The 26,982-nt window shown below is 71.7% G+C and carries 25 protein-coding genes and 1 riboswitch; of the genes, 16 read left to right on the forward strand and 9 right to left on the reverse strand.

What is annotated here, in order from left to right:
- Positions 1-15 precede the first annotated feature (15 nt).
- The 3 genes from dprA to Sco07f_RS34865 all read left to right on the forward strand — a co-directional run bounded on the left by dprA (position 16) and on the right by Sco07f_RS34865 (position 3,170).
- Positions 16-1,359, forward strand: coding sequence for a DNA-processing protein DprA (gene dprA, locus Sco07f_RS34855; protein WP_439959707.1), 1,344 nt, complete (start codon positions 16-18; stop codon positions 1,357-1,359).
- Positions 1,360-1,641: 282 nt separating this feature from the next.
- Positions 1,642-2,484: an RNA polymerase sigma factor WhiG gene (whiG, locus tag Sco07f_RS34860; protein WP_007444904.1), complete on the forward strand. Its 843-nt coding sequence runs from the start codon at positions 1,642-1,644 to the stop codon at positions 2,482-2,484.
- A 128-nt stretch (positions 2,485-2,612) separates the two neighbouring features.
- Positions 2,613-3,170, forward strand: a complete 558-nt coding sequence (locus Sco07f_RS34865) for a TetR/AcrR family transcriptional regulator (protein WP_042825269.1) — start codon at positions 2,613-2,615, stop codon at positions 3,168-3,170.
- Here the strand turns inward: Sco07f_RS34865 and Sco07f_RS34870 are convergent.
- Positions 3,124-3,873, reverse strand: coding sequence for a murein hydrolase activator EnvC family protein (locus Sco07f_RS34870; protein ID WP_439959706.1), 750 nt, complete (start codon positions 3,871-3,873; stop codon positions 3,124-3,126). The genes Sco07f_RS34865 and Sco07f_RS34870 overlap by 47 nt on opposite strands.
- 269 nt (positions 3,874-4,142) lie before the next feature.
- Between Sco07f_RS34870 and rpsB the strand changes: the two genes are divergently transcribed.
- The 10 genes from rpsB to Sco07f_RS34920 all read left to right on the forward strand — a co-directional run bounded on the left by rpsB (position 4,143) and on the right by Sco07f_RS34920 (position 15,038).
- A complete protein-coding gene (gene rpsB / locus Sco07f_RS34875; RefSeq protein ID WP_007444935.1) occupies positions 4,143-5,078 on the forward strand; it encodes a 30S ribosomal protein S2 in 936 nt (311 codons plus the stop codon).
- Positions 5,079-5,173: 95 nt separating this feature from the next.
- Positions 5,174-6,010 (forward strand): translation elongation factor Ts, encoded by an 837-nt coding sequence (tsf, locus tag Sco07f_RS34880; protein ID WP_007444936.1) that lies wholly within the window; start codon positions 5,174-5,176, stop codon positions 6,008-6,010.
- A 206-nt stretch (positions 6,011-6,216) separates the two neighbouring features.
- Entirely contained in the window at positions 6,217-6,975 is a 759-nt protein-coding gene (pyrH, locus tag Sco07f_RS34885) for a UMP kinase (RefSeq protein ID WP_007444937.1), read from the forward strand.
- Between the two features lie 181 nt (positions 6,976-7,156).
- Positions 7,157-7,714, forward strand: a complete 558-nt coding sequence (frr, locus tag Sco07f_RS34890) for a ribosome recycling factor (protein WP_007444938.1) — start codon at positions 7,157-7,159, stop codon at positions 7,712-7,714.
- Positions 7,714-8,889: a phosphatidate cytidylyltransferase gene (locus Sco07f_RS34895; protein WP_108990236.1), complete on the forward strand. Its 1,176-nt coding sequence runs from the start codon at positions 7,714-7,716 to the stop codon at positions 8,887-8,889. Before frr ends, Sco07f_RS34895 begins: the two co-directional genes overlap by 1 nt.
- A gap of 156 nt (positions 8,890-9,045) precedes the next feature.
- On the forward strand, positions 9,046-10,176 hold the full coding sequence (gene rlmN / locus Sco07f_RS34900) for a dual-specificity RNA methyltransferase RlmN (protein WP_087789412.1): 1,131 nt from the start codon (positions 9,046-9,048) through the stop codon (positions 10,174-10,176).
- 38 nt (positions 10,177-10,214) lie between these two features.
- A riboswitch (TPP riboswitch) is annotated at positions 10,215-10,320 on the forward strand.
- A gap of 79 nt (positions 10,321-10,399) precedes the next feature.
- The gene (locus tag Sco07f_RS34905; protein ID WP_108990237.1) at positions 10,400-11,488 is read left to right on the forward strand and encodes a thiamine ABC transporter substrate-binding protein; all 1,089 of its coding nucleotides are present in this window, start codon (positions 10,400-10,402) and stop codon (positions 11,486-11,488) included.
- Positions 11,464-13,182 (forward strand): ABC transporter permease, encoded by a 1,719-nt coding sequence (locus tag Sco07f_RS34910; protein ID WP_167468313.1) that lies wholly within the window; start codon positions 11,464-11,466, stop codon positions 13,180-13,182. Before Sco07f_RS34905 ends, Sco07f_RS34910 begins: the two co-directional genes overlap by 25 nt.
- A 2-nt stretch (positions 13,183-13,184) precedes the next feature.
- Entirely contained in the window at positions 13,185-14,213 is a 1,029-nt protein-coding gene (locus Sco07f_RS34915; RefSeq protein WP_087789410.1) for an ABC transporter ATP-binding protein, read from the forward strand.
- A gap of 24 nt (positions 14,214-14,237) precedes the next feature.
- Positions 14,238-15,038, forward strand: a complete 801-nt coding sequence (locus Sco07f_RS34920) for a maleylpyruvate isomerase family mycothiol-dependent enzyme (protein ID WP_087789409.1) — start codon at positions 14,238-14,240, stop codon at positions 15,036-15,038.
- 75 nt (positions 15,039-15,113) lie between these two features.
- On the opposite strand, the gene Sco07f_RS34925 is transcribed toward Sco07f_RS34920, so the two are convergent.
- From Sco07f_RS34925 to Sco07f_RS34955, 7 genes are all read right to left on the reverse strand, one after another.
- Positions 15,114-15,824 carry an LAETG motif-containing sortase-dependent surface protein gene (locus Sco07f_RS34925; protein ID WP_007444932.1) on the reverse strand — a complete coding sequence of 237 codons (711 nt, stop codon included), beginning with the start codon at positions 15,822-15,824 and terminating at the stop codon, positions 15,114-15,116.
- 156 nt (positions 15,825-15,980) lie between these two features.
- Entirely contained in the window at positions 15,981-17,165 is a 1,185-nt protein-coding gene (locus Sco07f_RS34930; protein ID WP_108990238.1) for an LOG family protein, read from the reverse strand.
- Positions 17,166-17,191: 26 nt separating this feature from the next.
- A complete protein-coding gene (locus Sco07f_RS34935; protein WP_108990239.1) occupies positions 17,192-17,599 on the reverse strand; it encodes a VOC family protein in 408 nt (135 codons plus the stop codon).
- A gap of 154 nt (positions 17,600-17,753) precedes the next feature.
- Positions 17,754-19,172, reverse strand: a complete 1,419-nt coding sequence (locus Sco07f_RS34940; protein ID WP_108990240.1) for a hypothetical protein — start codon at positions 19,170-19,172, stop codon at positions 17,754-17,756.
- Complete coding sequence (locus Sco07f_RS34945) at positions 19,154-19,930, reverse strand: ABC transporter ATP-binding protein (RefSeq protein WP_007444923.1); 777 nt, start codon at positions 19,928-19,930, stop codon at positions 19,154-19,156. The genes Sco07f_RS34940 and Sco07f_RS34945 overlap by 19 nt, the downstream gene beginning before the upstream one ends.
- 207 nt (positions 19,931-20,137) lie before the next feature.
- Positions 20,138-21,511: an aspartate aminotransferase family protein gene (locus Sco07f_RS34950; RefSeq protein WP_042825281.1), complete on the reverse strand. Its 1,374-nt coding sequence runs from the start codon at positions 21,509-21,511 to the stop codon at positions 20,138-20,140.
- A gap of 2 nt (positions 21,512-21,513) precedes the next feature.
- Complete coding sequence (locus tag Sco07f_RS34955; protein ID WP_007444925.1) at positions 21,514-22,029, reverse strand: Lrp/AsnC family transcriptional regulator; 516 nt, start codon at positions 22,027-22,029, stop codon at positions 21,514-21,516.
- A gap of 165 nt (positions 22,030-22,194) precedes the next feature.
- Here Sco07f_RS34955 and Sco07f_RS34960 point away from each other — a divergent pair, with 165 nt between their 5' ends.
- From Sco07f_RS34960 to Sco07f_RS34970, 3 genes are all read left to right on the forward strand, one after another.
- A complete protein-coding gene (locus Sco07f_RS34960; protein WP_007444926.1) occupies positions 22,195-23,634 on the forward strand; it encodes a gamma-aminobutyraldehyde dehydrogenase in 1,440 nt (479 codons plus the stop codon).
- A gap of 172 nt (positions 23,635-23,806) precedes the next feature.
- Positions 23,807-25,006, forward strand: coding sequence for a polyamine ABC transporter substrate-binding protein (locus Sco07f_RS34965; RefSeq protein WP_108990241.1), 1,200 nt, complete (start codon positions 23,807-23,809; stop codon positions 25,004-25,006).
- Positions 25,007-25,018: 12 nt separating this feature from the next.
- The gene (locus Sco07f_RS34970) at positions 25,019-25,600 is read left to right on the forward strand and encodes an HXXEE domain-containing protein (protein WP_108990242.1); all 582 of its coding nucleotides are present in this window, start codon (positions 25,019-25,021) and stop codon (positions 25,598-25,600) included.
- A 24-nt stretch (positions 25,601-25,624) separates the two neighbouring features.
- On the opposite strand, the gene Sco07f_RS34975 is transcribed toward Sco07f_RS34970, so the two are convergent.
- Positions 25,625-26,839 (reverse strand): serine hydrolase domain-containing protein, encoded by a 1,215-nt coding sequence (locus Sco07f_RS34975; RefSeq protein WP_108990243.1) that lies wholly within the window; start codon positions 26,837-26,839, stop codon positions 25,625-25,627.
- Positions 26,840-26,982: the final 143 nt, after the last annotated feature.

The raw sequence follows: 26,982 nt of genomic DNA on the forward strand, positions 1-26,982 counted from the left end.
ACCCCTGGGGCCGGGATGCCCGGCACGGGGGCGAGATCCGGCGCGGCGGGGACGGACGGCGTGGCCGTCGGAGGTGCCGTCGTCGGGTTCCGCAGCGTCGGTGGGCAGGCAGACGCAAGCGCGGACGCGGATGTGGGGGCCGGTGGAGGAGGTGGGATCGCGGGCGTCCGCACCGACGTCCGCGGCGGCAGGAGCACGGCGCCGGGCGACACGGCGGCCGAGGGCGAGTTGCTGGGCCGGGTCTTCCTCGCCCGGGTTCTCGAACCCGGCGACGAGACCGGCGGCCGGTGGGTGCGTGAGCGCGGCGTCCTGGAAGTGGTGCGGCGCCTGCGCGAGGGCGGACGCGCCCTGCCGGGGGTGAGCGCGAAGCGCTGGGCCGGCCTGTGTGCCCGGGCGGGTCTGGCCGACCCGTGTCGTGACCTGGCCGTCGCCCGGTCCGCGGGGGCGCGGTTCGTGGTCCCCGGGACCGCCGAGTGGCCGGGGCAGCTCGACGACCTCGGTGATGCCCGGCCGCTCGGGCTGTGGGTGCGGGGCACGCCCAGTCTGCGCATGTGGGCGCTGCGGTCGGTCGCCGTCGTCGGCGCCCGCGCCTGCACCGAGTACGGCGCCCACATGGCCGCCACCCTCGCCGCCGGCCTGGCCGAGCGGGGCTGGGTGGTGGTGTCCGGCGGTGCCTACGGCGTCGACGGCGCCGCACACCGGGGTGCCCTGGGCGCCGGCGGCGTCACGGCGGCGGTGCTGGCCTGCGGGGTCGACCGTCCCTACCCGCCCGGGCACACCGCGCTGATCACCAGGATCGCCGAGCAGGGGCTGGTCGTCGGAGAGCTGCCGCCCGGCGATCACCCGACGCCGAGCAGATTCGTCCTACGCAACCGGGTCATCGCCGCGCTCACCCGGGGCACCGTGGTGGTCGAGGCCGCCTACCGCAGCGGTTCGCTGGTCACCGCCCGCGCGGCCCGGCGTCTGGGGCGCCACGTGATGGGCGTGCCCGGACCGGCGACCAGCGCGCTCTCCACGGGGGTGCACGAACTGCTGCGCGGCGACGCGGTGCTCGTCGGCGACGCCGCAGAAGTGGTCGAACTGGTCGGCGACATGGGGGAGCTGCCTCCGGAGCGGCGCGGGCCGGTTCTCCCCACCGATCTGCTGGAGCCCCGGACCCGACAGGTGCTGGCCGGGCTCCCCGGCCGGGGGACGGCGACGGCGGCGGAGGTGGCACGCCGTGCCCAGACCACCGGCGACGACGCGACCGCGAGACTGTACGAGCTTCGAGCGCTTGGTTACGTCGAACGACACGGCGACGGCTGGAAGTTGACACGCCAGGCGATGATCTCGATTCGCGGCGGTCGCAGCCCGCGCTGACGCACCGTGTTCGGCCGTCCGGGGGAAGCCCGACGCCCCTGGGGATTCCGGCAGTTGGGGTATTCGAATGATCACCCAGAGCGATCATCGTCCCCCCTGTAGAGCGTTCGGCGGAACGTATCTGCGTAGGGTCCCCGCCCACTCCTTCGCACACCGCGACGGCCCAGTCACGCTACGCTCACGATGACCCCCACGCAGACGGCCGACGACAGGCGACAACCAGAAAGCAGACCGGCGGCCTCAGGCACACGACATCACGGCAGAAACGGCACTAGGCGACGAATGCCCCAGCACACCTCCGGGTCCGACCGGGCGGCGATCCCCCCAGCCGCCCGCGACGGTGGCAGCGTGCGACCGTCCGCCCCCTCGACACTCGACGAGCTGTGGCGGTCGTACAAGGCGACCGGCGACGAGCGGCTGCGGGAACAGCTGATCCTGCACTACTCGCCCCTCGTGAAGTACGTGGCCGGCCGGGTCAGTGTGGGACTGCCGTCCAATGTCGAGCAGGCCGACTTCGTCTCCTCCGGAGTGTTCGGGCTGATCGACGCCATCGAGAAGTTCGACGTCGACCGCGAGATCAAGTTCGAGACGTACGCGATCACCCGGATCCGGGGCGCGATGATCGACGAACTGCGTGCGCTGGACTGGATCCCGCGCTCGGTGCGGCAGAAGGCACGCAACGTGGAGCGCGCGTACGCGACGCTGGAGGCGCGGCTGCGCCGCACCCCGTCGGAGAGCGAGGTCGCCGTGGAGATGGGGATCGCCGTGGAGGACCTCCACGCGGTCTTCAGCCAGCTGTCGCTGGCCAACGTGGTGGCCCTGGAGGAACTGCTGCACGCGGGCGGCGAGGGCGGCGACCGGCTGAGTCTGATGGACACGCTGGAGGACACCGCCGCCGACAATCCGGTGGAGGTCGCCGAGGACCGCGAGCTGCGACGGCTCCTGGCCCGGGCGATCAACACCCTGCCGGAGCGGGAGAAGACCGTCGTCACGCTGTACTACTACGAGGGCCTCACCCTCGCCGAGATCGGGAACGTGCTGGGCGTGACCGAGAGCAGAGTCAGCCAGATTCACACCAAGTCGGTGTTGCAGCTCCGCGCCAAGCTGGCCGGTTTCGGCCGCTGACCTGGGGTTTCGGCGCGGTGCGCGTCGGCGTCGGCGCGGCGGCCGGTGGTCGTCCGGCCGGTGAGTGACTCCCGTCCGGGGTGCCGCGTCCGTAAAGTGGTGACGTGCCAAGGATTCGAGCGGCCTCTGTGGCCGAGCACCGGTCGATGCAGCGTGCCGCCCTGCTGGACGCGGCACGCTCCCTGTTGTCCGACGGCGGAACGGAGGCGCTGACCTTCCCCGCCCTCGCCGAACGGACGGGCCTCGCGCGGTCGTCCGTGTACGAGTACTTCCGGTCGCGGGCGGCCGTGGTCGAGGAGCTGTGTGCCGTCGACTTCCCCGTCTGGGCGGCGGAGGTCGAGGCGGCGATGGAGCGCGAGACGGCTCCCGGGGCCAAGATCGAGGCGTATGTGCGCACCCAGCTCGACCTGGTCGGGGACCGGCGGCACCGGGCCGTCGTGGCCATCTCCGCGAGCGAGCTGGACGCCGGCGCGCGGGAGAAGATCCGCGCCGCGCACGGCGGGCTGGTCGCGATGATCGTCGAGGCGCTCGGCGACCTGGGGCACGACCAGCCGAGGCTGGCGGCGATGCTCCTCCAGGGCGTCGTGGACGCGGCCGTACGGCGCATCGAGCTGGGCGCGGCGGAGGAGCCCGCGGAGATCACGGAGGCGGCGGTCTCCATGGTGCTGCGGGGCGTTCGGGGCTGACCCCCGCCCGGCCGGGCACCGGCACCCCCAGCACCGGCAGCAGCCTCGACGGACCCGCGTCCAGCAGCCACGGCGGGAGCAGGGACAGCGGGTTCAGATAGACGTCGCCGCGCAGCAGACCCCAGTGCAGGCAGCCGGTGCAGTGCGAGCCCGTCGGCTGCACCGTGCCGAGCACCTCGCCGGCCGCGACCTCGTCGCCCTCCTCCACTGTCGCCTCGACGGGCGCGTACGTGGTCCGCAGGGGCGGGTCACCCGTACCGGCCAGCTCCAGCGAGACCACGCCCCGGCCGGCGACCGGCCCCGCGAACGACACCCGCCCCGCGGCCACCGCCCGTACCGGCGCCCCGCCCGCCGCGGCGAGGTCCACCCCGCGGTGGCCGGGGCCGTACGGGGTCGCCGGAGGCTCCCAGCCCCGCAGAACCGCTGGCCGGTCCCCGACCGGCCAGTGACGGGCCAGAGCCGGCACCACCGGGTCCGGCGCCATCGGGCCCGGCGACCTCCGCGAGGCGTCCGGCACCCCGGCCGCCGGCACCGCCCGGCCCGCCGCCGCGACCGTCACCGCGGCCGCCCCCGCCGCCGGTCGCGGCGGCTCCACGACCAGCACCGCCAGGACGGCCAGCACCGCCGGCACGGTCAGAACGGACAGGACGACCGGCAGCAGTACCGGTCGGGTCCACGCACTCACCCATCGCCTCGTTCGCATGCGGACACCGTCCCGCGCCCGGCCGATCGACGCCCGGCCCTGTGGACCGCGCCCCGGTTGTGGACAGCCGCGTCACCCGGTACCCCGCGGGTCCCGTACACTTCTGGTGGCGATCCGGGTCACCGGGTCGACTTCGCACGCCCCGACACGAGGCCCGCACAGGTCCGTGTCAGCGCCCCTCGGTCCCTCAGGGCAGGCGCATCCGGGCGTCAGGCGCGGGAGCCGTCCGGCTCGCGCGGCACAACCGAGAAAATCAAGGAGATACGGCCATGGCCGTCGTCACGATGCGGGAGCTGCTGGAAAGCGGCGTCCACTTCGGTCACCAGACCCGCCGTTGGAACCCGAAGATGAAGCGCTTCATCTTCACGGAGCGCAACGGCATCTACATCATCGACCTGCTCCAGTCGCTGTCGTACATCGACCGCGCCTACGAGTTCGTCAAGGAGACCGTCGCCCACGGCGGCACGGTCATGTTCGTCGGCACGAAGAAGCAGGCGCAGGAGGCCATCGCCGAGCAGGCCACCCGCGTCGGCATGCCCTACGTCAACCAGCGCTGGCTGGGCGGCATGCTCACCAACTTCTCGACCGTCTACAAGCGCCTGCAGCGCCTGAAGGAGCTCGAGCAGATCGACTTCGAGGACGTGGCCGCCTCCGGCCTCACCAAGAAGGAGCTGCTGGTCCTCTCCCGCGAGAAGGCCAAGCTGGAGAAGACCCTCGGCGGTATCCGCGAGATGTCCAAGGTGCCCAGCGCCGTCTGGATCGTGGACACCAAGAAGGAGCACATCGCGGTCGGCGAGGCCCGGAAGCTCAACATCCCGGTCGTCGCCATCCTCGACACCAACTGCGACCCCGACGAGGTCGACTACAAGATCCCGGGCAACGACGACGCGATCCGCTCCGTCACCCTGCTCACCCGCGTGATCGCCGACGCCGTCGCCGAGGGCCTCATCGCCCGTTCCGGTGCCGCCGGTGGCGCCAAGGGCGACAAGGCCGCCGGTGAGCCGCTCGCCGCGTGGGAGCGCGACCTGCTCGAGGGCGAGAAGGCCGAGAAGAAGGACGACGCCGAGGCCGCCGAGAAGCCCGCCGAGGCTCCTGCCGCCGAGGCCGCCCCGGCTGCCGAGGCCACCGAGGCCCCCGCCGCCGAGGCTCCTGCCGCCGAGGCTGCCGCCACCGAGGCCCCGGCCGCGGACGCCGAGCAGGCCTGACCCCTCACCACCTTCGGGTTCTGGACGGCGGGGGCCCACGAAGCCCCCGCCGTCCGGCCCGTAGATCTTCAGACTTCGAGAGAGATTCCGGAATCATGGCGAACTACACCGCCGCCGACGTCAAGAAGCTCCGCGAGCTCACCGGCGCCGGCATGATGGACTGCAAGAAGGCGCTGGACGAGGCCGAGGGCAACGTCGAGAAGGCCGTCGAGGCGCTCCGCATCAAGGGCCAGAAGGGCGTCGCCAAGCGCGAGGGCCGCTCTGCCGAGAACGGCGCCGTCGTCTCGATCATCGCCGACGACAACACCTCGGGTGTCCTCGTCGAGCTGAAGTGCGAGACGGACTTCGTCGCCAAGGGCGAGAAGTTCCAGAACGTCGCCACGGCCATCGCCGAGCACGTCGCCAAGGCCGCCCCGGCCGACCTCGAGGCCCTGCTCGCCTCCGAGATCGAGGCCGGCAAGACCGTCCAGGCGTACGTGGACGAGGCCAACGCCAACCTCGGCGAGAAGATCGTCCTGGACCGCTTCGCGCAGTTCTCCGGCGGCTTCGTGACCGCGTACATGCACCGCACGATGCCCGACCTGCCCCCGCAGATCGGTGTCCTCGTCGAGCTGGACAAGCCCAACGCCGAGATCGCCAAGGGTGTCGCCCAGCACATCGCCGCCTTCGCGCCGAAGTACCTCTCCAAGGAGGACGTCCCGGCCGAGGTCGTCGAGACCGAGCGCCGCGTCGCCGAGGAGACCACCCGCGCCGAGGGCAAGCCCGAGGCCGCCCTGCCGAAGATCGTCGAGGGTCGCCTCAACGGCTTCTTCAAGGACGCCACCCTGCTGGGCCAGCCCTACGCCCTGGACAACAAGAAGTCCGTCCAGAAGGTGCTGGAAGAGGCCGGTGTCAGCCTGAAGCGCTTCTCGCGCATCAAGGTCGGCATCTGAGTCCGTACCGCGACGGACGTACGACCCCGGTAGGGTCGACAGCAGTCGTCGGCGCCGTTCGCGTATGCCGTTGCGTACACGCGCGTGGCGGCGGACGACAGCAGATCTGACGAGGAGGCCATTGCCGCGTATGGGATGCGAAACCCGCCCCCGCCGGCAGTGGCCTTCTTCGTGTGTGTGACCCACGTAAAAGAGGCGAGATCTCCATGACCACCAAGGCCGAGAAGAGCGACGACGGCAAAGTACGCGGCCGCTTCATGCTGAAGCTGTCCGGAGAGGCCTTCTCCGGCGGTGGGGGCCTGGGCGTCGACCCCGACGTGGTGCACGCCATCGCCCGCGAGATCGCGGCCGTCGTCCGGGACGGCGCGCAGATCGCGATCGTCATCGGCGGCGGCAACTTCTTCCGCGGCGCCGAGCTGCAGGTGCGCGGCATGGACCGCGCCCGCTCCGACTACATGGGCATGCTCGGCACCGTGATGAACTGCCTGGCGCTCCAGGACTTCCTGGAGAAGGAGGGCGTCGACTGCCGCGTGCAGACCGCCATCACCATGGGCCAGGTCGCCGAGCCCTACATCCCGCTGCGCGCCGTGCGCCACCTGGAGAAGGGGCGCGTGGTCATCTTCGGCGCCGGTATGGGCATGCCCTACTTCTCCACCGACACCACCGCCGCGCAGCGCGCCCTCGAGATCGACGCCGAGGCCCTGCTCATGGGCAAGAACGGCGTGGACGGGGTCTACGACTCCGACCCCAAGACCAACCCGGACGCCGTGAAGTTCGACGCGCTCGGCTACGGCGAGGTCATCACCCGCGATCTGAAGGTCGCCGACGCCACGGCCGTCACGCTCTGCCGCGACAACAGCCTCCCGATCGTGGTCTTCGAGCTACTGAAGGAGGGCAATATCGCCCGCGCCGTCAAGGGTGAGAAGATCGGCACGCTCGTGGGGGACCAGGGCAGCCGGGACTGACCGGAGAACACCCCCCGTCCGCGGACGCCACCTGTCCGGGGGACGGACGGGGCGGGACCGGGCCGGGGGATGGACAATGTCCCGCCGGTCGGGAACCGTGCAGGAAGAACGCGACGCAGCCGGCCGCCGCCCCGCAAGGGCAACCGCAGCCGGGCCTACTCAAGACACGCAGGAGCAAGTGGTGATCGAAGAGACCCTCCTCGAGGCCGAGGAGAAGATGGAGAAGGCCGTCGTGGTCGCCAAGGAGGACTTCGCCGCGATCCGCACCGGCCGTGCGCACCCGGCGATGTTCAACAAGATCGTGGCCGACTACTACGGCGCGCTGACGCCGATCAACCAGCTGGCCTCGTTCTCCGTGCCCGAGCCGCGCATGGCCGTGGTGACCCCCTTCGACAAGAGCGCCCTGCGCAACATCGAACAGGCGATCCGCGACTCCGACCTGGGCGTCAACCCCAGCAACGACGGCAACATCATCCGGGTGGTGTTCCCCGAGCTCACCGAGGAGCGCCGCCGCGACTACATCAAGGTCGCCAAGGCCAAGGGCGAGGACGCCAAGGTCTCGATCCGCTCCGTGCGCCGCAAGGCCAAGGACGGCATCGACAAGATGGTCAAGGACGGCGAGGTCGGCGAGGACGAGGGCCGCCGTGCGGAGAAGGAGCTCGACGACACCACCGCCAAGTACGTCGCACAGGTGGACGAGCTCCTGAAGCACAAGGAAGCTGAGCTGCTCGAAGTCTGATGAACGACTCTTCCTGGGGAGCGCCGCCACAAGCCGGGTACTGGGGGCCGTCCGACCAGGGACCCGTCCAGGGCGCCGCCCCGGCGGGTCCCGCGTACGATGCGCACTACGCGCAGCAGACTCGCCCCATGCCCATCGTGCCCGACGTACCCGAACACGGCGGAGACCAGGACGACGACCAGGGGACCGCTCGGCCGGGCGGTCCCCTGTTCCGGGACGAGCCGTTCCACGACCAGCCCGGTCGCGACGAGCCGTACCGCGACCAGAATCCGTCGGCGCAGCCGTATGCGGCGGTGCCGCAGAATCCGGAGCCCATGCCCGACGCCCCGCAGCCGGCGCAGCCCCAGCCGCCGCAGAAGAAGAGCGCGGGGCGCGACCTGGGGGCCGCGATAGGGGTCGGTGTCGGCCTCGGCGTGGTGATCATCGCGTCGCTGTTCGTCGTCAAGGCCGTCTTCGTCGGCGTGGTGGTGATCGCCGTCGTGGTGGGCCTGTGGGAGCTGACCAAGCGTCTGGAGGAGCGCAAGGGCATCAAGGCGCCCCTCGTGCCGCTCGCCATCGGCGGTGCGGCGATGGTGGTCGCCGGCTACGCGCGCGGCGCCGAGGGGGCGTGGATCGCCATGGCCCTCACGGCCCTCGCGGTCCTCGTCTGGCGGATGACGGAGCCGCCCGAGGGCTACCTCAAGGACGTCACCGCGGGCCTGTTCGCAGCCTTCTACGTGCCGTTCCTGGCCACGTTCGTCACCATGATGCTGGCGGCGGACGACGGCGCCTGGCGCGTCCTGGTCTTCCTGATGCTGACGGTCGTCAGCGACACCGGGGCCTACGCCGTCGGCTGGCGCTTCGGCAGGAAGAAGCTCGCCCCGCGCATCAGCCCCGGCAAGACGCGTGAGGGTCTGCTGGGAGCGGTGGCGTTCGCGATGGCGGCGGGCGCGCTGTGCGTGCAGTTCCTGATCGAGGACGGCACCTGGTGGCAGGGCCTGCTGCTCGGCCTCGCGGTCGCGGTCAGCGCCACCCTGGGCGACCTCGGCGAGTCCATGATCAAGCGCGACCTCGGCATCAAGGACATGGGCACCCTCCTGCCGGGTCACGGCGGCATCATGGACCGCCTGGACAGCCTGCTGCCGACGGCGCCGGTGGTGTGGTTGCTGCTGGTGATCTTCGTCGGGTCGGGTTGACAGCCATCCGGTAGCATGGGAAGGGCCTGCGGCATCTGCTGCGGGCCTTTCCGTGTATCCCCGCCGATGCGGGGATGTTCCAGTGAGGTCTCCTGGCTTCGGCATGGCCCTGCCGTTGTCCCCGCAGACGCGGGGGGTTGCCACAGGCCCGCCGTCATGAGGAGTTGTCCGACCGTGGCCCGTCCAGCCCCCGGTGAGCTCACCTTCGCCGCACCCCGCGGAGCGAAGCGGCCGCCGCGGCACCTTGCCGACCTCACGCCCGCCGAGCGCAAGGAGGCCGTCGCCGCGATCGGTGAGAAGCCGTTCCGCGCGAAGCAGCTCTCCCAGCACTACTTCGCGCGGTACGCGCACGACCCCGAGCAGTGGACCGACATCCCCGCCGGTTCGCGCGAGGGGCTGCGGGAGGCCCTGCTGCCCGAGCTGATGACGGTCGTACGGCACCTGTCGACCGACCAGGGGACCACGCGCAAGACGCTGTGGAAGCTGTTCGACGGGACGCTGGTCGAGTCCGTCCTCATGCGCTACCCGGACCGGGTGACCATGTGCATCAGCTCCCAGGCCGGCTGCGGGATGAACTGCCCGTTCTGCGCCACCGGCCAGGCCGGTCTCGACCGCAACCTGTCGACCGCCGAGATCGTGCACCAGATCGTGGACGGCATGCGGGCGCTCAGGGACGGCGAGGTCCCCGGAGGCCCCGCGCGGCTCAGCAACATCGTGTTCATGGGCATGGGCGAGCCCCTCGCCAACTACAACCGGGTCGTGGGCTCCATCCGCCGGCTCACCGACCCCGAGCCGGACGGTCTTGGGCTCTCCCAGCGCGGCATCACCGTCTCCACGGTCGGTCTCGTCCCCGCGATCCACCGCTTCACCGGCGAGGGCTTCAAGTGCCGCCTCGCCATCTCCCTGCACGCCCCCGACGACGAGCTGCGCGACACCCTCGTCCCCGTCAACACGCGGTGGCAGGTGCGGGAGGTGCTGGACGCCGGGTTCGAGTACGCGGCGAAGTCCGGGCGCCGGCTGTCCATCGAGTACGCCCTGATCCGCGACATCAACGACCAGGCCTGGCGCGGTGACCGTCTCGGGCGGCTGCTCAAGGGCAGGCCCGTGCACGTGAACCTGATCCCGCTCAACCCCACGCCCGGCTCCAAGTGGACCGCGTCCCGGCCCGAGGACGAGAAGGCGTTCGTGGAGGCGATCGCGGCGCACGGTGTGCCGGTGACGATCCGGGACACCCGGGGGCAGGAGATCGACGGGGCGTGTGGTCAGCTCGCCGCGAGCGAGCGGTAACCTGACCGGCGGAAGTACGTCAGCACAGTCACATCTTCATATTCCGACAGGGGAGCGCCACAGCGCTGAGAGTGCGGCACCGGCCGCAGACCCTCCGAACCTGGCCCAGGTCATTCTGGGTAGGGAGATCGGTCACCACTCGAGCTGTTGCGCCCTGCCCGGGACCCTCGCCAGGGGTTCCGGGCGGGGCCGCGTCTTCTCCTGGTCACCCAGGAGGAATTCAGTGAGCATCACCAAGAAGGTCAGCGTCCTGGCCGTCGGCCTCGGCATGGTCGGCACCCTGGCCGCCTGCGGATCGTCGTCCGACGACGCCGGCAGCGGCTCCGGCGACTCCAAGACCGTGACCCTGGTCAGCCACGACTCGTGGGCCGCGTCCAAGGACGTCGTCGCCGCCTTCGAGAAGGAGTCCGGCTACAAGGTCAAGGTCCTGGAGGACGGCGACGCCGGGCAGGCCGTCAACAAGGCCATCCTCACCAAGGACAACCCGCAGGGCGACGTCTTCTTCGGCGTCGACAACACCCTGCTGTCCCGCGCGCTCGACAACGGCCTGTTCCAGCCGTACGAGGCGAAGGGCTCCGACCAGGTCCTGCCCGCGTACCGGGCCGACCAGGACAAGCACCGGGTCACTCCGGTCGACACCGGCGACATCTGCGTCAACTACGACAAGGCGTACTTCGAGAAGCACGACCTCGCTCCGCCGAAGTCCCTCGACGACCTGGCCGAGCCCGCGTACAAGGACCTGCTCGTCACCGAGAACGCGGGCAGCTCCTCGCCGGGGCTCGGGTTCCTGCTCGGCACCGCCGCCCAGTACGGCGACGAGGGCTGGGAGGGCTACTGGAAGAAGCTCAAGGCGAACGGCGTCAAGGTCGTCGACAGCTGGGAGCAGGCCTACAACGAGGAGTTCTCCGGCTCGTCCGGCGGCAAGAAGGCGGGAGGCGACCGTCCGCTCGTCGTCTCCTACGCCTCCTCCCCGCCGGCCGAGGTCATCTACGCCGACCCGCAGCCGGACACCGCCCCCACGGGCGTCGCCGACGGCACCTGCTTCCGGCAGGTCGAGTACGCGGGCCTGCTCAGCAACGCCGAGAACCCCGCGGGCGGCAAGGCGCTCCTCGACTTCCTGCTGAGCAAGAGGTTCCAGGAGGACATGCCGCTGAACATGTTCGTCTACCCGGTGCGGGAGGGCGCGCGGATCCCCGAGGCGTTCACCAAGTTCGGGCCGCAGGCGAAGGACCCGCAGACCCTGGACCCGGCGAAGATCGCCGGCAACCGTGACCAGTGGGTCAAGTCGTGGACCTCGCTCGTACTGAAGTGAGCCGAGAAGGCGAGCGGACGGTGAAATCGGCGGTGAAATCAGCGGTGACGCCGACGGGCACCGCGCGCGGGAGTGCGGCCCGGCTCGGCCTCATGGCCGTGCCCGTCGCGTTCTTCGCGGTGTTCTTCGCCTACCCCGTCGCCGCCATCGTCGCGCGCGGCCTGAAGGTGGACGGAGTCTGGCAGCTCGGCCGGGTCGGGGACGTGCTGGCGCAGTCCGACGTCCGGCACGTCCTGTGGTTCACCACCTGGCAGGCGCTGGCGTCCACCGCGCTCACCCTGCTGATCGCCCTGCCCGGCGCCTACGTCTTCGCCCGCTTCGACTTCCCCGGCAAGCAGGTCCTGCGGGCCGTGGTGACCGTGCCGTTCGTGCTGCCGACGGTCGTCGTCGGCACGGCGTTCCTGGCCCTGGTCGGGCGCGGCGGGCTGCTGGACGAGCTGTGGGGCCTGCGCCTGGACACCACGGTGTGGGCGATCCTGCTCGCGCACGTCTTCTTCAACTACGCCGTCGTCGTCCGCACCGTCGGCGGCCTCTGGGCGCAGCTCGATCCGCGCCAGGAGGAGGCCGCGCGGATGCTGGGCGCCTCGCGCCTGCGGGCCTGGCGGCAGGTGACGCTGCCCGCGCTGGCGCCCGCCGTGGCCGCCGCCGCGCTGATGGTCTTCCTGTTCACCTTCACCTCATTCGGCGTCGTCCAGATCCTCGGCGGACCCACCTTCTCCACCCTCGAGGTGGAGATCTACCGCCAGACCTCGCAGGTCTTCGACCTGTCCACGGCGGCCGTGCTGACGCTGGTCCAGTTCGCGGCCGTCGCCGCCGTCCTCGCCGTGCACGCGTGGACGGTACGCCGGCGCGAGAGCGCCCTGCGGCTCGTGGACGCGGCCACGACCGCGCGCCGGCCGCGCGGGGCAGGACAGTGGACGCTGCTCGCCGGTGTCCTGGGCGTGATCGTCGTCCTGCTGGTCCTGCCGCTCGCGGTGCTGGCCCAGCGGTCGCTCGGCGCGTCCGGCTTCGGCTACTACCGGGCGCTGGCCCGCGAGGACGGCGGCGCCTTCCTCGTCCCGCCGATCGAGGCGATCGGCAACTCCCTCCAGTACGCCGTCGCCGCCACCGCCATCGCCGTGGTGATCGGCGCGCTGGCCGCGACCGCCCTCACCCGGCGCGACGCGGGCCGCTTCGTGCGCGGGTTCGACGCGCTGCTGATGCTGCCGCTCGGAGTGTCGGCCGTGACGGTCGGCTTCGGCTTCCTGATCGCGCTGGACGAACCCCCGCTGGACCTCAGGTCGTCCTGGATCCTGGTGCCGCTCGCGCAGGCGCTGGTGGGCGTCCCGTTCGTCGTACGGACCATGCTGCCGGTGCTGCGGGCGGTGGACGGGCGGCTGCGGGAGGCGGCGGCGGTGCTGGGCGCGTCGCCGTGGCGGGTGTGGCGCGAGGTGGACCTGCCGATGGTGCGGCGAGCGCTGCTGGTGGCGGCCGGCTTCGCCTTCGCGGTGTCGCTCGGGGAGTTCGGGGCCACCGTGTTCATCGCGCGGCCCGACAACCCGACGCTGCCGGTCGCCGTGGCGCGGCTCCTTGGCCGGCCCGGGGACATGAACTACGGCCAGGCGATGGCCCTTTCGACGATTCTGATGCTGGTGTGCGCGGTGGCCCTGGTGGTGCTGGAGCGGCTGCGGACCGACCGGAGCGGGGAGTTCTAGACATGCCGGCCAGCCTGTTGAGCCTGGAAGGCGCGACCGTCCGCTTCGGCGGGCGGCCCGTGCTCGACGACGTCGACCTGGGGGTCGCCGAGCACGAGGTGGTGTGCGTGCTCGGGCCCAGCGGCAGCGGCAAGTCGACGCTGCTGCGGGCGGTCGCCGGGCTCCAGCCGCTGGACGCCGGCCGGGTGACGCTCGACGGACGGGACCAGACCGGGGTGCCCGCGCACCGGCGCGAGGTCGGGCTGATGTTCCAGGACCACCAGCTGTTCCCGCAGCGGGACGTGGCCGGAAACATCGCCTTCGGGCCGCGGATGCGCGGCGCGTCCCGGACGGAGCAGCAGGCCCGGGTGGGGGAGCTGCTGGAGCTGGTCGGGCTGCCGGGTGCCGCCCGCCGGTCCGTCGCCGCGCTCTCCGGCGGTGAGCAGCAGCGGGTGGCCCTGGCCCGCGCCCTCGCGCCCCGGCCCCGGCTGCTGATGCTGGACGAGCCGCTCGGCCAGCTCGACCGCTCGCTGCGGGAACGCCTCGTGGTGGAACTGCGGGAGCTGTTCGGCCGGCTGGGCACCACGGTGCTGGCCGTGACGCACGACCAGGGCGAGGCGTTCGCGCTGGCCGACCGGGTCGTGGTGATGCGGGACGGGCGGATCGCCCAGTCAGGGACGCCGTTGGAGGTTTGGCAGCGTCCGGCGGACGCCTTCGTGGCCCGTTTCCTCGGCTTCGACAACGTGACCGACGCGTCCGTCGCCGGGCAGGCCGCCGACACCCCCTGGGGCAAGGTGCCGGTCCCCGAGGGCGCCCCGCAGGGCTCGCGCACGGTGCTCGTGCGGCCGGCCGGAGTCCGTATCGTCCCCGCCGACGAGGGCCTGCGCTGCACGGTCACGGCCCGCACCTTCCGCGGTACGCACGTCGCCGTCCACCTCCAGCCGCAGGACGCGCCCCGCCTGGAGGCGGCCTGCGCGCTGCGGGACGCGCCCGAGGTCGGGGACGCGGTCGGCGTGGAGTTCGATGTGGCCGAAACGGTGGTGCTCGGGTGATCGTTCCGTTCGTAGGGTGAGCGCATGACACTCCTCGCGCACGAACGGTACTGCGACGAAATCGTCCACCAGGTGGGCCGGCTGGGGGCCGTGGTCACGTCCGGTGCGGATCTGTCCGCCACCGTGCCGACCTGCCCCGACTGGACCCTGGAGGAGCTGGTACGGCACGTCGGCCGGGCCCTGCGCTGGACCGGCCTGATCGTCGGCACCCGCGCCGAGGAGGAAGTCCCGATGGACCGGGTGCCGGGCAACGAGGGGCCCGCGACGACCGGGGACGCGGCGGCGCTGGAGGCGTGGCTGACGGAGTCCGGCGAGGTGGTCGTCGGTGCGCTGCGGGAGGCCGGGCCGGATGCGCGCGCGTGGTCCTGGGCCGGCGTCGACACCGCGGGATTCTGGGCGCGGCGGATGACCCACGAGATCGTCGTCCACGGGGCGGACGCGGTACTGGCGGCCGGTCTGCCCCTTCAGCCGGTCGCGGCCGACGTGGCGGCCGACGCGGTCGACGAGTGGCTGGACATCGTGCGGTTCGTGCAGCGGGTGCTCCCCGGCACGGCGGCGAAGGAGCTGCGCTCCCCGGGCAGCAGCATCCACCTGCACGCCACCGACACCCCGGCCGAGCTGAACGCCGAGTGGCTGATCGAGCTGCCCGACGAGGGCATCACCTGGCGCCGCGGCCACGAGAAGGCGACCGTGGCGCTGCGCGGCCCGCTCACGGACGTACTGATGTCCTTCTACGGCCGGCTGCCGCTGGACGCCCCGGGACTCGAGGTGCTCGGTGACCGCAAGCTGCTCGAACTCTGGCTGGAAAAGGCGACGTTCGGCTGACACGACGGTGGCCCGCCCCTGGACGGGACGGGCCACCGCTGTGTGAACCGGTGTACGTGAACCGGTGTGCGGGCGTCAGCGGTTGCTGTTGGCTCCGCGACGGCGCAGGCCGAAGAAGACGGCACCGCCACCGACGACGACCAAGGCCGCCGCGATACCGGCGATCATGCCGGTGTTGGAGTTGGCACCGGTCTCGGCGAGGTTGGACTCACCGGCCGCCGGGGACGGGGCGTTGTCGCTCGGCGCGGCCGCCGGCGCACTGCTCTCCGGCTGCGACGGCGCGGGGGCCGACGTGGAGGGCTCCGGCGCCGGGGACTCCGTCTCGTCGGACGGGGTCGAGGAGCTCTCCGACGGGGTCGGGGTCGGGGTCGGCGTGTCCTCGGTCTTGCAAGGCGTCGACGGGGTGGTGACGTCCGGCTTGATGAACTCGTCGACGTACCGGTCGGCCTTGATGTGGACGCGGTAATCCGTGTTCGGCTTCCAGTCCACGGCGAAGGAGACGGTGGTGCCCTCCTTGGAGCCCTTGACCGTCTCCTGGCCGACCTGTTCGCCAGTGCTCTTCAGGGTGACGGTGACGGTGGCCGGGATGCCGGCCGGGTCCACGTCGGTGACGGTGATGACACCGTTGTCGCCGTCGCACTGGGCTTCGGCGGAGAACTCGCTGATGTCGCAGGCGAGGGCGGAGCCGGAGGCGCTGAGCGCCAGGGCCGCGGAGGCGGCGACGACGCCGAGGGCGCGGACACCACGGCGGGATGCCGTACGGCTGATTATGGACAGGACTGCCACGTTTGTCCTTTACGGGAGCGCGGATGCGGGGGGTGGTGAGTGTGCCGACACTCGATGACGCGGCATCAGCACACCCATGAGCCTCACTGGTCTATAAGCGGGGCGTAAGAAGTGTCAACGCATATGCCGGACAGGGGCGTTGACTTTGCCGTCTTATTAACCGCCGAGACGTTTCAGCGCCTCGGGAGCCTCGTCGATCCGGCCAACCAGTGCGATTCGAGACTCCATCGCCCGGCCCTTCGCGAGCGACCGCAGCAGCGGCCACGCCGGCAGGGTCCCGGTCCAGTGCTCCCGGTCCACGAGCACCATGGGGGTGGGCTCGCCGCGCGACTCGTAGTAGTTCGGCGTCGCGTTGTCGAAGATCTCCTGCAAGGTGCCGGCCGCACCCGGCAGGAACACGACGCCCGCCGTGGAGCGGGCCAGCAGGCCGTCCTCGCGGGTGGCGTTGGCGAAGTACTTGGCGATGTGCGCGGCGAAGGCGTTGGGCGGCTCGTGGCCGTAGAACCAGGTCGGGATGCCGATCGAGGCGCCGCCGTCCGGCCAGCGCTCCCGCACCTCGAACGCGGACCGCGCCCAGTCGCCGATCGACGGCGCGAACGACGGGACCTTGGCGAGCAGCGCCAGGGCGTCGTCCAGCATCCCGTCCTCGAACGGGGCGGCGTACGCGCCGAGGTTGGCCGCCTCCATCGCGCCCGGGCCGCCGCCCGTGGCCACCAGGAGCCCGGCGCGGGCCAGTTCGCGGCCCAGGCGGGCGGCGCCCGCGTACTCCGCGGTGCCGCGGGCCATGGCGTGGCCGCCCATGACACCCACCACCCGGGCGCCGGCGACGAGTTCGTCCAGGGCGTCCGAGACGGCGTCGTCGTGGACGGCGCGCAGCATCGAGGCGAACACGTCGCCGTCGGCCTTGGTCTGCTGGAACCATGCGTACGCGAGGGCGTCCGGTGTCGCCTCGTAGCCCTCGGCGAGGTGGGCGTACAACTCGTCGGGGGAGTAGACGCGTCCCCGGTACGGGTCGAAGGGGAGGCCCGGTATGGGCGGGAAGACCAGGGCGCCGGCGGAGCGCACCCGGGCGGCCGCCGCCGGGGCCATCGGGCATCCGAGGAAGACGGCGCCCGTGGCGTCGGCGGCGAGCAGGGCGTCCGTACGGTCCGTCAGGTCGACGGCCTGGACGCGGTGGTGGGCGAGGGAGCCGGGGGCCGCGACGACGCGGTCGAACTCGTCGAGGCTCTCGATCTCCCGGTCGTGGGAGGCGTGGTGGGACTGGAACTGTGACAGTGACGGTGACCCGTGCGGTGACCGGGCCTTGCGCTGGGCGGGTGTCTGATCGGATGTCGGATCCACCCGCCCATGCTAGGCACGCGCCCGGATCAGCCCTCGACCGCCGCCGGGTCCATCCACACGACCTCGAAGGTGTGGCCGTCGACGTCGTCGAAGGCCCGGCCGTACATGAAGCCGTGGTCCTGCGTCTCGCCGGAGACCGAGCCGCCGGCCGCGACCGCCTTGTCCACCAGCTCGTCGACCTTCTCGCGGCTCTCGGCGCTCAGCGCGATCAGCACCTCGCTGGACTTCGTCGAGTCCGCGATCTCCTTCTTCGTGAACTCGCGGTACTTCTGCGGCGTGTGCACCATCACGACGATGGTGTCGCTCACCGGGAACGAGGCGGTGTTGTCGTCGCTGAACTGCGCGTTGAGCTCCCACCCCAGCCCGGTGAAGAACTTCTTGGAGGTGTCGAGGTCGTTGGTGGCCAGGTTCAGGAAGATCATCTGCTGGTACATGGGGGGCCTCTCCCGTTGATGTGCCGCCGCTGTCGTGCGGTTCGTGTGCCGTGCCGTTCGAAGAGGTAGACGGGAGGCGGCCCCGGAACTCATCGCCGGTCCGGGGACTTTCTCGAAAAGGATTCTTGCCGCTCGGCTGCGGCTCGGCCGAGGCTCAGTGGTCCAGCGGCAGTGCCGCCAGCACCGCGACGACCAGGGTCAGCGGACCGAACAGGGCGAGCAGGGCGGCGGTGCGTACGGCGGCGGCGCCGCGCAGGGTCGCCGGGGGTGCGCCGAGGCGCAGCAGGGCGTCCGTGGTGTCGGCGCGGGCGTGCTTGGCGGCGACGGCGGCAGTGAGGAGGGTGGCGACCGTGCAGCCGGCCACGAGGAGGGCGCCCAGCGTGGCCAGCGGGCCGAAGGCCGGGCCGTCGCCGTCGTACACCGTGGCCGCCACGTAGGCCGCGGCGGCCACGGCGGCCACGACACCGAGGGGGCGGCCGATGCGGTGGGACTCCTCCATGAGGACGCGGCCGGCCAGGAGGCGCAGGGCGCCGGGGCGGGCGGCCTGGAGCAGGCGGCCGCACAGATGGGTGAGGCCCGGGCCGGCCAGGGCGAGGCCCAGGGCGGCGAGGGCCCAGCCGATCAGGACACCGGCGGAGGGGGCCGTGCCGGGGGTGGGGGCGGTGGAGGCGTTGCCGGTGTAGGTCTCGACGGTGAGGCCCGCGGCGAGTACGGCGATGCCCCAGGGGAGGGCGGTGGTGCTCTGGGGGCGGGGGGCCGGCTCTGGGGCGGGCTCGGGCTGCGGGTCCAGCGTCTGTGTGGTGACCGGCGTCTCCGCTGCGCCGTCCGTCGGGGCTGGGGGCCGGGGGTCACTCACCTGCGTGCGCAGGCCGCCGCCTGCGCCCACCTGTGCCGCCACGTCGGCGCGACTGCCCGCAGCCACGTCGGCACGACTGCCCGCAGTCACGGCGGTGGTTCGGGAGCCGAAGCGGCCGTAGGCGCCGAAGGTTTCTCGGGTCTTGCCCCAGCCGTACGCGCCGAAGCGGCCGTAGCCGCGCGGTGCCGTGGTGGTGGGCCGGGGGTCGCGGGGGCGCAGCGTGTGGGCCACCGCGGCCGACGCGAGGGCCGGTACGAGGACGAGCAGGGTCAGGACGGCCGGGGCGGGCAGGGACTGGCCGACGGCCAGGGCGTCGGCCGCCACGCGGCCCGAGGGCGGGCCGCCCGTCAGGTCGCCGCGCAGCTGGAGGTAGAGGAACAGGGCCGCCACCGAACCGAGCGCGGCGGCCAAGGCCGTCGTCGTCGCCGAGACGGCCATCAGCCGGCCCGGGCCCAGGCCGATCGCCGACAGCCCCGAGCGGGGCCGGGTCCCGGGGTCGGTGCGGGCCACGGTCACCGCGAGGTGCACCGCGGCGGCCAGCGGCGCCGCGCACCAGGCGAGACGGAGCGCGGCGGCGCCGGGTGTGTCCGGGTGGCTCAGGGCGTAGCCGAGGGCGGACAGCAACAGGAAGCCCGTGCCCGCCGAAGCCACCGCGACCAGCAGGCGGCGCAGGTGGACGGCGAGGTGGGCGGTGCGGGTCAGGCGGAGAGCGAGCACGCCGCCCGGCCTTCCGTTCCGGGAGTCCCGGCGGCACCCGTGGCCACCGCGGTCTCGGCGAGCGGGGGGAGGTGCACGGTCCGTACCCGGCGTCCGTCGAGGAGCGCCACCGCGCGGTCCGCCAGGGCGGCGGTCTGCGCGTCGTGGGTGGCGAGCAGGACGGTGATGCCGTGCGAGCGGGCCGCCGTGGTGAGCGTCCGCAGCACCTGGGCACGGTCGGCGCGGTGCAGGGGTGCCGTCGGCTCGTCGGCGAAGAGGACCGCCGGGGCGACGGCGAGGGCGCGGGCGATGCAGACGCGCTGCCGCTCGGCCTGCTGGAGTTCGTGCGGGCGCCTGCGCGCCTTGCCGCCGACGTCGAGGCGGTCCAGCCAGTCCAGGGCGGCGGTCTTTGCCCGGCGCCGGCCGGTGCCGCGCAGCATGAGGGGGAGCGCGGCGTTCTCCCACGCGTTCAGCTCCGGGACGAGCGCCGGGGCGGGGTCGATCCAGCCGAAGCGGTCGCGGCGCAGGCGTTCCCGGCTCAGCGGACCCATGGTGTGCACCGGCACGCTGTTGAACCACACCTCGCCGTCCTGCGGCTTGACCAGGCCGGACAGGCACCGCAGCAGCGTGGTCTTGCCACTGCCGCGCGGTCCGCTCACGGCGAGGATCTCGCCCTCGCGCACACCGAGCGACACGCCCTGCAACGCGGGGGAGCCGTCGTGGTGCTGGAAGTGCAGGGCGCGGGCCCAGAGCACATCGTTGTCCGGCGGGGCCTCCATGGGCGTACACCTCGGTTCTGATCCGTATTTCCCCGGTCGTGTCGTCCCCCTTCCGGGGGAACGAAGACGGGGCCGATCGGTCACTGGGCACGCTAGGCAGTCCCCGCGCGGGGGCCGGACAGCACGAGGCCCCGGGCCGCCGTGTCTCACTCGAACGGGCGGCGCCGGGGCCGGTGATGATCGTCCCAAAGGATGATCGGAGGATGATCAGAGCTTCGTCCACGCCTCCGTCAGCGTGGCGCGCAGGATCTGCTCGATCTCGTCGAAGGTCTCCTGGTTGGAGATCAGCGGCGGGGCGAGCTGGATGACCGGGTCGCCGCGGTCGTCGGCACGGCAGTACAGGCCGTTCTCGAAGAGCTTCTTGGAGAGGAAGCCGTACAGGACCCGCTCGGTCTCCTCCTCGTTGAAGGACTCCTTGGTCGTCTTGTCCTTGACCAGCTCGATGCCGTAGAAGAAGCCGTTGCCGCGGACGTCGCCGACGATCGGCAGGTCGTGCAGCTTCTCCAGGGTGGCGCGGAAGGCGCCCTCGTTGTCCAGCACGTGCTGGTTGAGGCCCTCGCGCTCGAACAGGTCGAGGTTGGCGATGCCGACCGCGGCGGAGACCGGGTGGCCGCCGAAGGTGTAGCCGTGCAGGAAGGTGTTGTCGCCCTTGTAGAACGGCTCGGCGAGGCGGTCGGAGATGACGCAGGCGCCGATCGGGGAGTAGCCCGAGGTCATGCCCTTGGCGCAGGTGATCATGTCCGGGACGTAGCCGAACTTGTCGCAGGCGAAGGTCGTGCCGAGGCGCCCGAAGGCGCAGATGACCTCGTCCGAGACGAGCAGCACGTCGTACTGGTCGCAGATCTCGCGCACCCGCTGGAAGTAGCCGGGCGGGGGCGGGAAGCAGCCGCCCGCGTTCTGCACGGGCTCCAGGAAGACCGCCGCGACGGTCTCCGGGCCCTCGAACAGGATCTGCTGCTCGATCTGGTCGGCGGCCCAGCGGCCGTAGGCCTCGGGGTCGTCGCCGTGGATCGGGGCGCGGTAGATGTTGGTGTTCGGCACCTTGTGCGCGCCGGGGACCAGCGGCTCGAAGGGGGCCTTGAGCGCGGGCAGGCCGGTGATGGACAGGGCCCCCTGCGGGGTGCCGTGGTAGGCCACCGCGCGGGAGATCACCTTGTACTTGGTGGGCTTGCCGGTCAGCTTGAAGTACTGCTTGGCGAGCTTCCAGGCGGTCTCCACCGCCTCGCCGCCGCCGGTGGTGAAGAAGACCTTGTTGAGGTCGCCGGGGGCCTCGTTCGCTAGGCGCTCGGCCAGCTCGACGGCCTTGGGGTGGGCGTAGGACCACACCGGGAAGAAGGCCAGCTCCTGCGCCTGCTTCGCGGCCGCTTCGGCCAGCTCCGTGCGGCCGTGTCCGGCCTGGACCACGAACAGGCCGGCGAGACCGTCGAGGTAGCGCTTGCCCTTGTCGTCGTAGATGTGGGTGCCCTCACCGCGGACGATAGTGGGGACGGGGGCGTTCTCGTACGACGACATGCGGGTGAAGTGCATCCACAGGTGGTCGTACGCGGTCTTGCTGAGGTCCTTGGGGCTGTCGGTGCTCACGATTATCGGGTTCCCCACATATAGGTCTGCTTCTTGAGCTTCAGGTAGACGAAGCTCTCGGTGGAGCGCACGCCGGGCACGGCCCGGATGCGTCGGTTGATGACCTCCAGGAGGTGGTCGTCGTCCTCGCAGACGACCTCCACCATCAGGTCGAAGGAGCCCGCGGTCATCACCACGTACTCGCACTCGGACATGGCCGACAGCGCCTCGGCCACCGACTCCACGTCGCCCTCGACGTTGACGCCGACCATCGCCTGGCGCCGGAAGCCCACCGTGAGCGGGTCCGTGACGGCGACGATCTGCATGACGCCCTGGTCGAGCAGCTTCTGGACGCGCTGGCGCACGGCCGCCTCCGACAGGCCCACGGCCTTGCCGATGGCGGCGTAGGGCCGGCGGCCGTCCTCCTGGAGCTGCTCGATGATGGCGAGGGAGACGGCGTCCAACTGGGGACCGCCGTTCCTGGACTCGCGGGAGTCCTTCTGGTCTGCGCTTCGACTGGCCACGGCTTCACTGTGCACGACGTATCGACAGTTTCGCAAGGCCGGATCGATGAAATTCGTTGTTTCGATCGCTTCAGACTGCGGATATCGCAACCCTGAGGGGAGTGGGGGTGTTGAAAACGTCGGCACTCCGTCTAGGGTGGGTGTCTCAGTCAATGGACACCCGAACTTGGAGGGCCGGCAGTGAGCACCGAGCTGCGTCGTCTGCGCAATTACATCGACGGTGAGTTCCGGGACGCCGCCGACGGACGGACCACGGAAGTGGTCAACCCCGCCACGGGCGAGGCGTACGCGACCGCCCCCCTGTCCGGGCAGGCGGACGTGGACGCCGCGATGGCGGCCGCCGCGGCGGCCTTCCCGGCGTGGCGGGACCTGGTCCCGGCCGAGCGGCAGAAGGCCCTGCTGAAGATCGCGGACGCGTTCGAGGAGCGGGCCGAGGAGCTGATCGCGGCCGAGGTGGAGAACACGGGCAAGCCGATCGGGCTGACCCGCTCCGAGGAGATCCCGCCGATGGTCGACCAGATCCGCTTCTTCGCGGGCGCGGCGCGGATGCTGGAGGGCCGCGGCGCCGGCGAGTACATGGAGGGTCTGACCTCCTTCGTGCGCCGCGAGCCCATCGGGGTCTGCGCGCAGGTCGCGCCGTGGAACTACCCGATGATGATGGCCGTGTGGAAGTTCGCCCCGGCGCTCGCCGCGGGCAACACGGTCGTCCTCAAGCCCTCGGACACCACCCCCGCCTCCACGGCCCTGATGGCCGACATCATCGGCTCGATCGTGCCCAAGGGCGTCTTCAACGTCGTGTGCGGCGACCGCGACACCGGCCGCCTGATGGTCGAGCACGAGACCCCGGCGATGGCCTCCATCACCGGTTCGGTGCGGGCCGGCATGTCGGTCGCCGAGTCGGCCTCCAAGGACCTCAAGCGGGTCCACCTGGAGCTGGGCGGCAAGGCCCCGGTCGTGGTCTTCGAGGACACCGACATCCCCAAGGCCGTCGAGGGCATCTCGGAGGCGGGCTACTTCAACGCCGGCCAGGACTGCACGGCGGCCACCCGCGTGCTGGTCCACGAGTCGGTCCACGACGAGTTCGTGAGCGCGCTCGCCAAGGCCGCGTCCGAGATCAAGACCGGGCAGCCGGACGACGAGGACGTGCTGTACGGCCCGCTCAACAACCCGAACCAGCTCAAGCAGGTCTCCGGGTTCATCGAGCGGCTGCCCGCGCACGCCAAGGTCGAGGCGGGCGGCCACCGGGTCGGCGACAAGGGCTACTTCTACGCCCCGACCGTCGTCTCCGGCCTCAAGCAGGACGACGAGATCATCCAGCAGGAGGTCTTCGGCCCGGTCATCACCGTCCAGTCCTTCCGCGACGAGGACCAGGCCGTCGAGTGGGCCAACGGCGTCGAGTACGCGCTGGCCTCCTCGGTGTGGACCAAGGACCACGGGCGCGCGATGCGGATGTCCAAGCGGCTGGACTTCGGCTGCGTGTGGATCAACACCCACATCCCGCTGGTCGCCGAGATGCCGCACGGCGGCTTCAAGAAGTCCGGCTACGGCAAGGACCTGTCGGGGTACGGCTTCGACGACTACACGCGGATCAAGCACGTGATGACGTCGCTGGACATGTGACCCCACGCGGTGTGCGCGCGGCCCCGGACGGACCTTCCCGGTCTCCGTCCGGGGCCGCGGCGCGTGTGTGCCAGGGGTGAACTCCCCGCGCTCGACAGGGTGTCGGGCCTGGCCGGGCCCGCTCGACGCAGCGTCGATTGTCCCGGTGGGCGGGGGACGGGATGCTCGTGCCATGCCCCTGCTCCCGAAGACGCCTCCGCTCTCCCGTCGTACCCTGCTGCGCGGCCTGGGCGGTTCCGCCGCGCTCGGTGCGCTCGGCGCCCTGGCCGGCTGCGGTGTCCCCGCGGCGTACGTGGCCCCGGGCGACCGCGCCGCGACCGACCGGTCCGCCACCGAGCGGCGGCTGACCTGGGCCAACTGGCCGCTGTACATCGACACCGACGACAAGCGTCCGAACCGGCGGCCCACGCTGGAGGCGTTCGAGAAGGAGACGGGCATCTCCGTCGACTACGTCGAGGAGATCAACGACAACGACGAGTTCTTCGGCAAGATCAGCCCGTCCCTGATGAACCACCAGCCCACCGACCACGACCTGATCGTCATCAGCGACTGGATGTGCGGGCGGTTCGTGCGGCTGGGCTGGGTGCAGGAGATGGACCGCTCCCGGCAGCCGAACGTCACCAAGTACCTGGACCCGCTGCTGCGTTCGCCCGCCTTCGACCCCGGCCGGAAGTTCACCGTGCCCTGGCAGTCCGGCATCACCGGCATCGCCTACAACCGGCGCAGGCTCGGCCGGGAGATCCGGCACGTCTCCGACCTGTGGGCGGCCGACCTCAGGGGTCGCGTCACCCTGCTGTCCGGCATGGACGAGGCGTTCGCGCTGCTGATGCAGGGAAACGGCGTGGACATCACCGACTGGGAGACGGACGACTTCCACCTGATCTGCGACCAGGTGGAGAAGCAGGTCGCCAAGGGGCAGATCCGCCGCTTCACCGGCAACGACTACATCAAGGACCTCTCCAGCGGCGACGTGCTCGCCTGCCAGGCCTACTCCGGTGACGTGATCCAGCTCCAGGCGGACGACCCGGACATCGAGTTCGTCGTCCCGGAGGAGGGTGCCGAACTGTGGGCCGAGTCCCTCATGATCCCCAACCTGGCCCGCCACAAGGCCAACGCCGAGCGGCTGATCGACCACTACTACCGGCCCGAGGTCGCCGCCGAACTGGCCGCCTGGGTCAACTACGTCTGCCCGGTCCCCGCCGCCCAGGACGTCCTGGCGTCCTCCGGCGACGAGGAGACCGCCGCCCTGGCCGAGGACCCGCTGATCTTCCCGGACGCGGCGATGCGCGGGCGGCTCGCCATCGCACGGGACATCTCGGCGGGGGAGCGGGCGGAATTCGCGAAGCGGTGGAACGGGATCGTCGGTGTGTAGCAGACTGATCATGTGAAAAATTCATCGGGTGATGAGAGGGCAGTCGTCGGGGCGGCCGAAGGCGCCGTCGAGGGCGCGGTCACGCTGGGGCTCCTGGCCGCCTGGGCCCTGCACGACCTCGAGGAACTGGCGACCCTGCCCGGCTGGTGGCGGCGCAACCTCCCCGCCCTGCGCGAGCGGTACCCGGCCGTGCCGGAGACCGTGTGGCGGCGGGCCGGCTCGGTCGACGGGCGCGAGTTCGCGGTGGCGGTCGGCGCGATGGCCGCCGTGGTGGCCTCCGCGTCCGTCGCGGGCCGGCTGACCGGCGGCCGCTCGGCCACCTACCAGACCGCGCTCAACGCCTTCGGCCTGCACGGCCTGGTCCACCTCGCCCAGGCGGGGCTGGTGCGCGGCTACACACCCGGGGCGGCGACCTCGCCGCTGATCGTGGTCCCGTTCACCCTCTGGGCCCGCCGGCGCCTGCGCCGCGCCGGCGTCCTGCGCACCACCCGCCCGCGCGACCTCGCCGTGGGGCTCGGCTTCGCGGGGGCGGCGACGGTCGGCGCGCACGCGGTGGCGCGGCGGCTGACGGGGCCGGGGCGGTGCGGAGGCTGACGGGGCCGGGGCGGTGCGCGGGGCCTACCGCACAGCGGCCGCGACGATCGCTTCGCCGACCGGCTTGTGCCCCTCCCCCTTGGCGTCCGTGGAGTTGACCGAGTAGACCAGCGTGCGCCTCAGATCACGGGTGCCGCCGATGAACGTGCCGTAGCCGTAGCGCGACCCGGACTTGGTCCAGAAGACCTGGCCGTCGACCTCCTGGTACTCCAGGCCGGCGCTCAGGGTCGCGCCCGTGACGCCCGCCGGAGTCGTGAACATCTCCTCCAGCTCGGGCTGCGGCACGATCCTCCCCCGGAACAGCTTCGTGAGCAGCTTCTCCAGGTCGGCGGTGGTGGAGATCATGTCGCCCGCCGCCCAGCGGTCGGCCTGGTTCCATTCGGTCACGTCGACGAACGTCGTCGTGCCGTCCGGCCGCTCCACCTTCTGGTAGCCCCGGTTGTGCGGGCCCCGGATGCGGGGATCGGTGCCCGGGAAGGAGGTGTGGTGCATGCCGGCCGGGCGCAGGACGAGACGCGTGGCCACCGAGGCGTAGGAGCGTCCCGTGACCTTCTCGATCAGCAGGCCGAGGATCGTGTAGTTGATGTTCAGGTACTGCTGGCGTGTCCCCGGGGCGAACTCCTCCGGTCCCTCGGCGATCGCCGACGCCGCGACCTGCTGCGGGGTGAGGGTGTCGTACCGGTGCGGGTACACGTCCGTGAAGGCGTCGCCGAAGCTGACGCCCGGCTTGATGCCGCTGGTGTGGTTCAGCAGGTGGCGCACGCTGATGGGCTGCCTGAACTCCGGCGTGAACAGGTCGGGAAGGTAACCCTGGACCGGCGCGTCCAGGTCGATCTCGTCCCGCGCGGCGAGACGCAGGACGGTGGCAGCGGTGACCACCTTCGTGATCGAGCCGGCTCGGAAGCGGGCATCGGGGTGTGCCGGCCGGCCACTGGCCAGGTCGCGCACCCCCGCGCTGCCGTGCCAGTCGCCGCCGGACGTGCCGACCCGCACGAGGGCGGCGGTGGCGTACCGGTTCGGCAGCCCGTCGAGGGCGGCGCGCAGCGCTTTCTCGTTCGGCCCGCCCTGATCGCCCTGATCCCCCTCGTCCCCCTGATCTCCTTGATCTCCTTGATCTCCTTGATCGGCGGAGTGGGCGGCCGTGGCGGGCGGCGCGGCGAAGGCCGGGGCCGCCAACGGGCCGGCGGCCAGGGCGAGGACGACCGAGGCGGCGAGAACGGAGTGGGTACGGGCACGCATCGACTGCTCCCGGGGTGAAGGCGGTTGCGGCGGAAGGATCGTTGATCATCCTTGTGCGCCGCGCCCCGTGCCGGATCGTCGCCGAGTAGGGTGCCCGCCCCGGAGCCGGGCTCGGGGAACGCCCCCAGCGGGAGCGAGAGCCG

This window comes from Streptomyces coelicoflavus, from assembly GCF_003112555.1.
In the GTDB taxonomy this organism is placed as follows: domain Bacteria; phylum Actinomycetota; class Actinomycetes; order Streptomycetales; family Streptomycetaceae; genus Streptomyces; species Streptomyces coelicoflavus.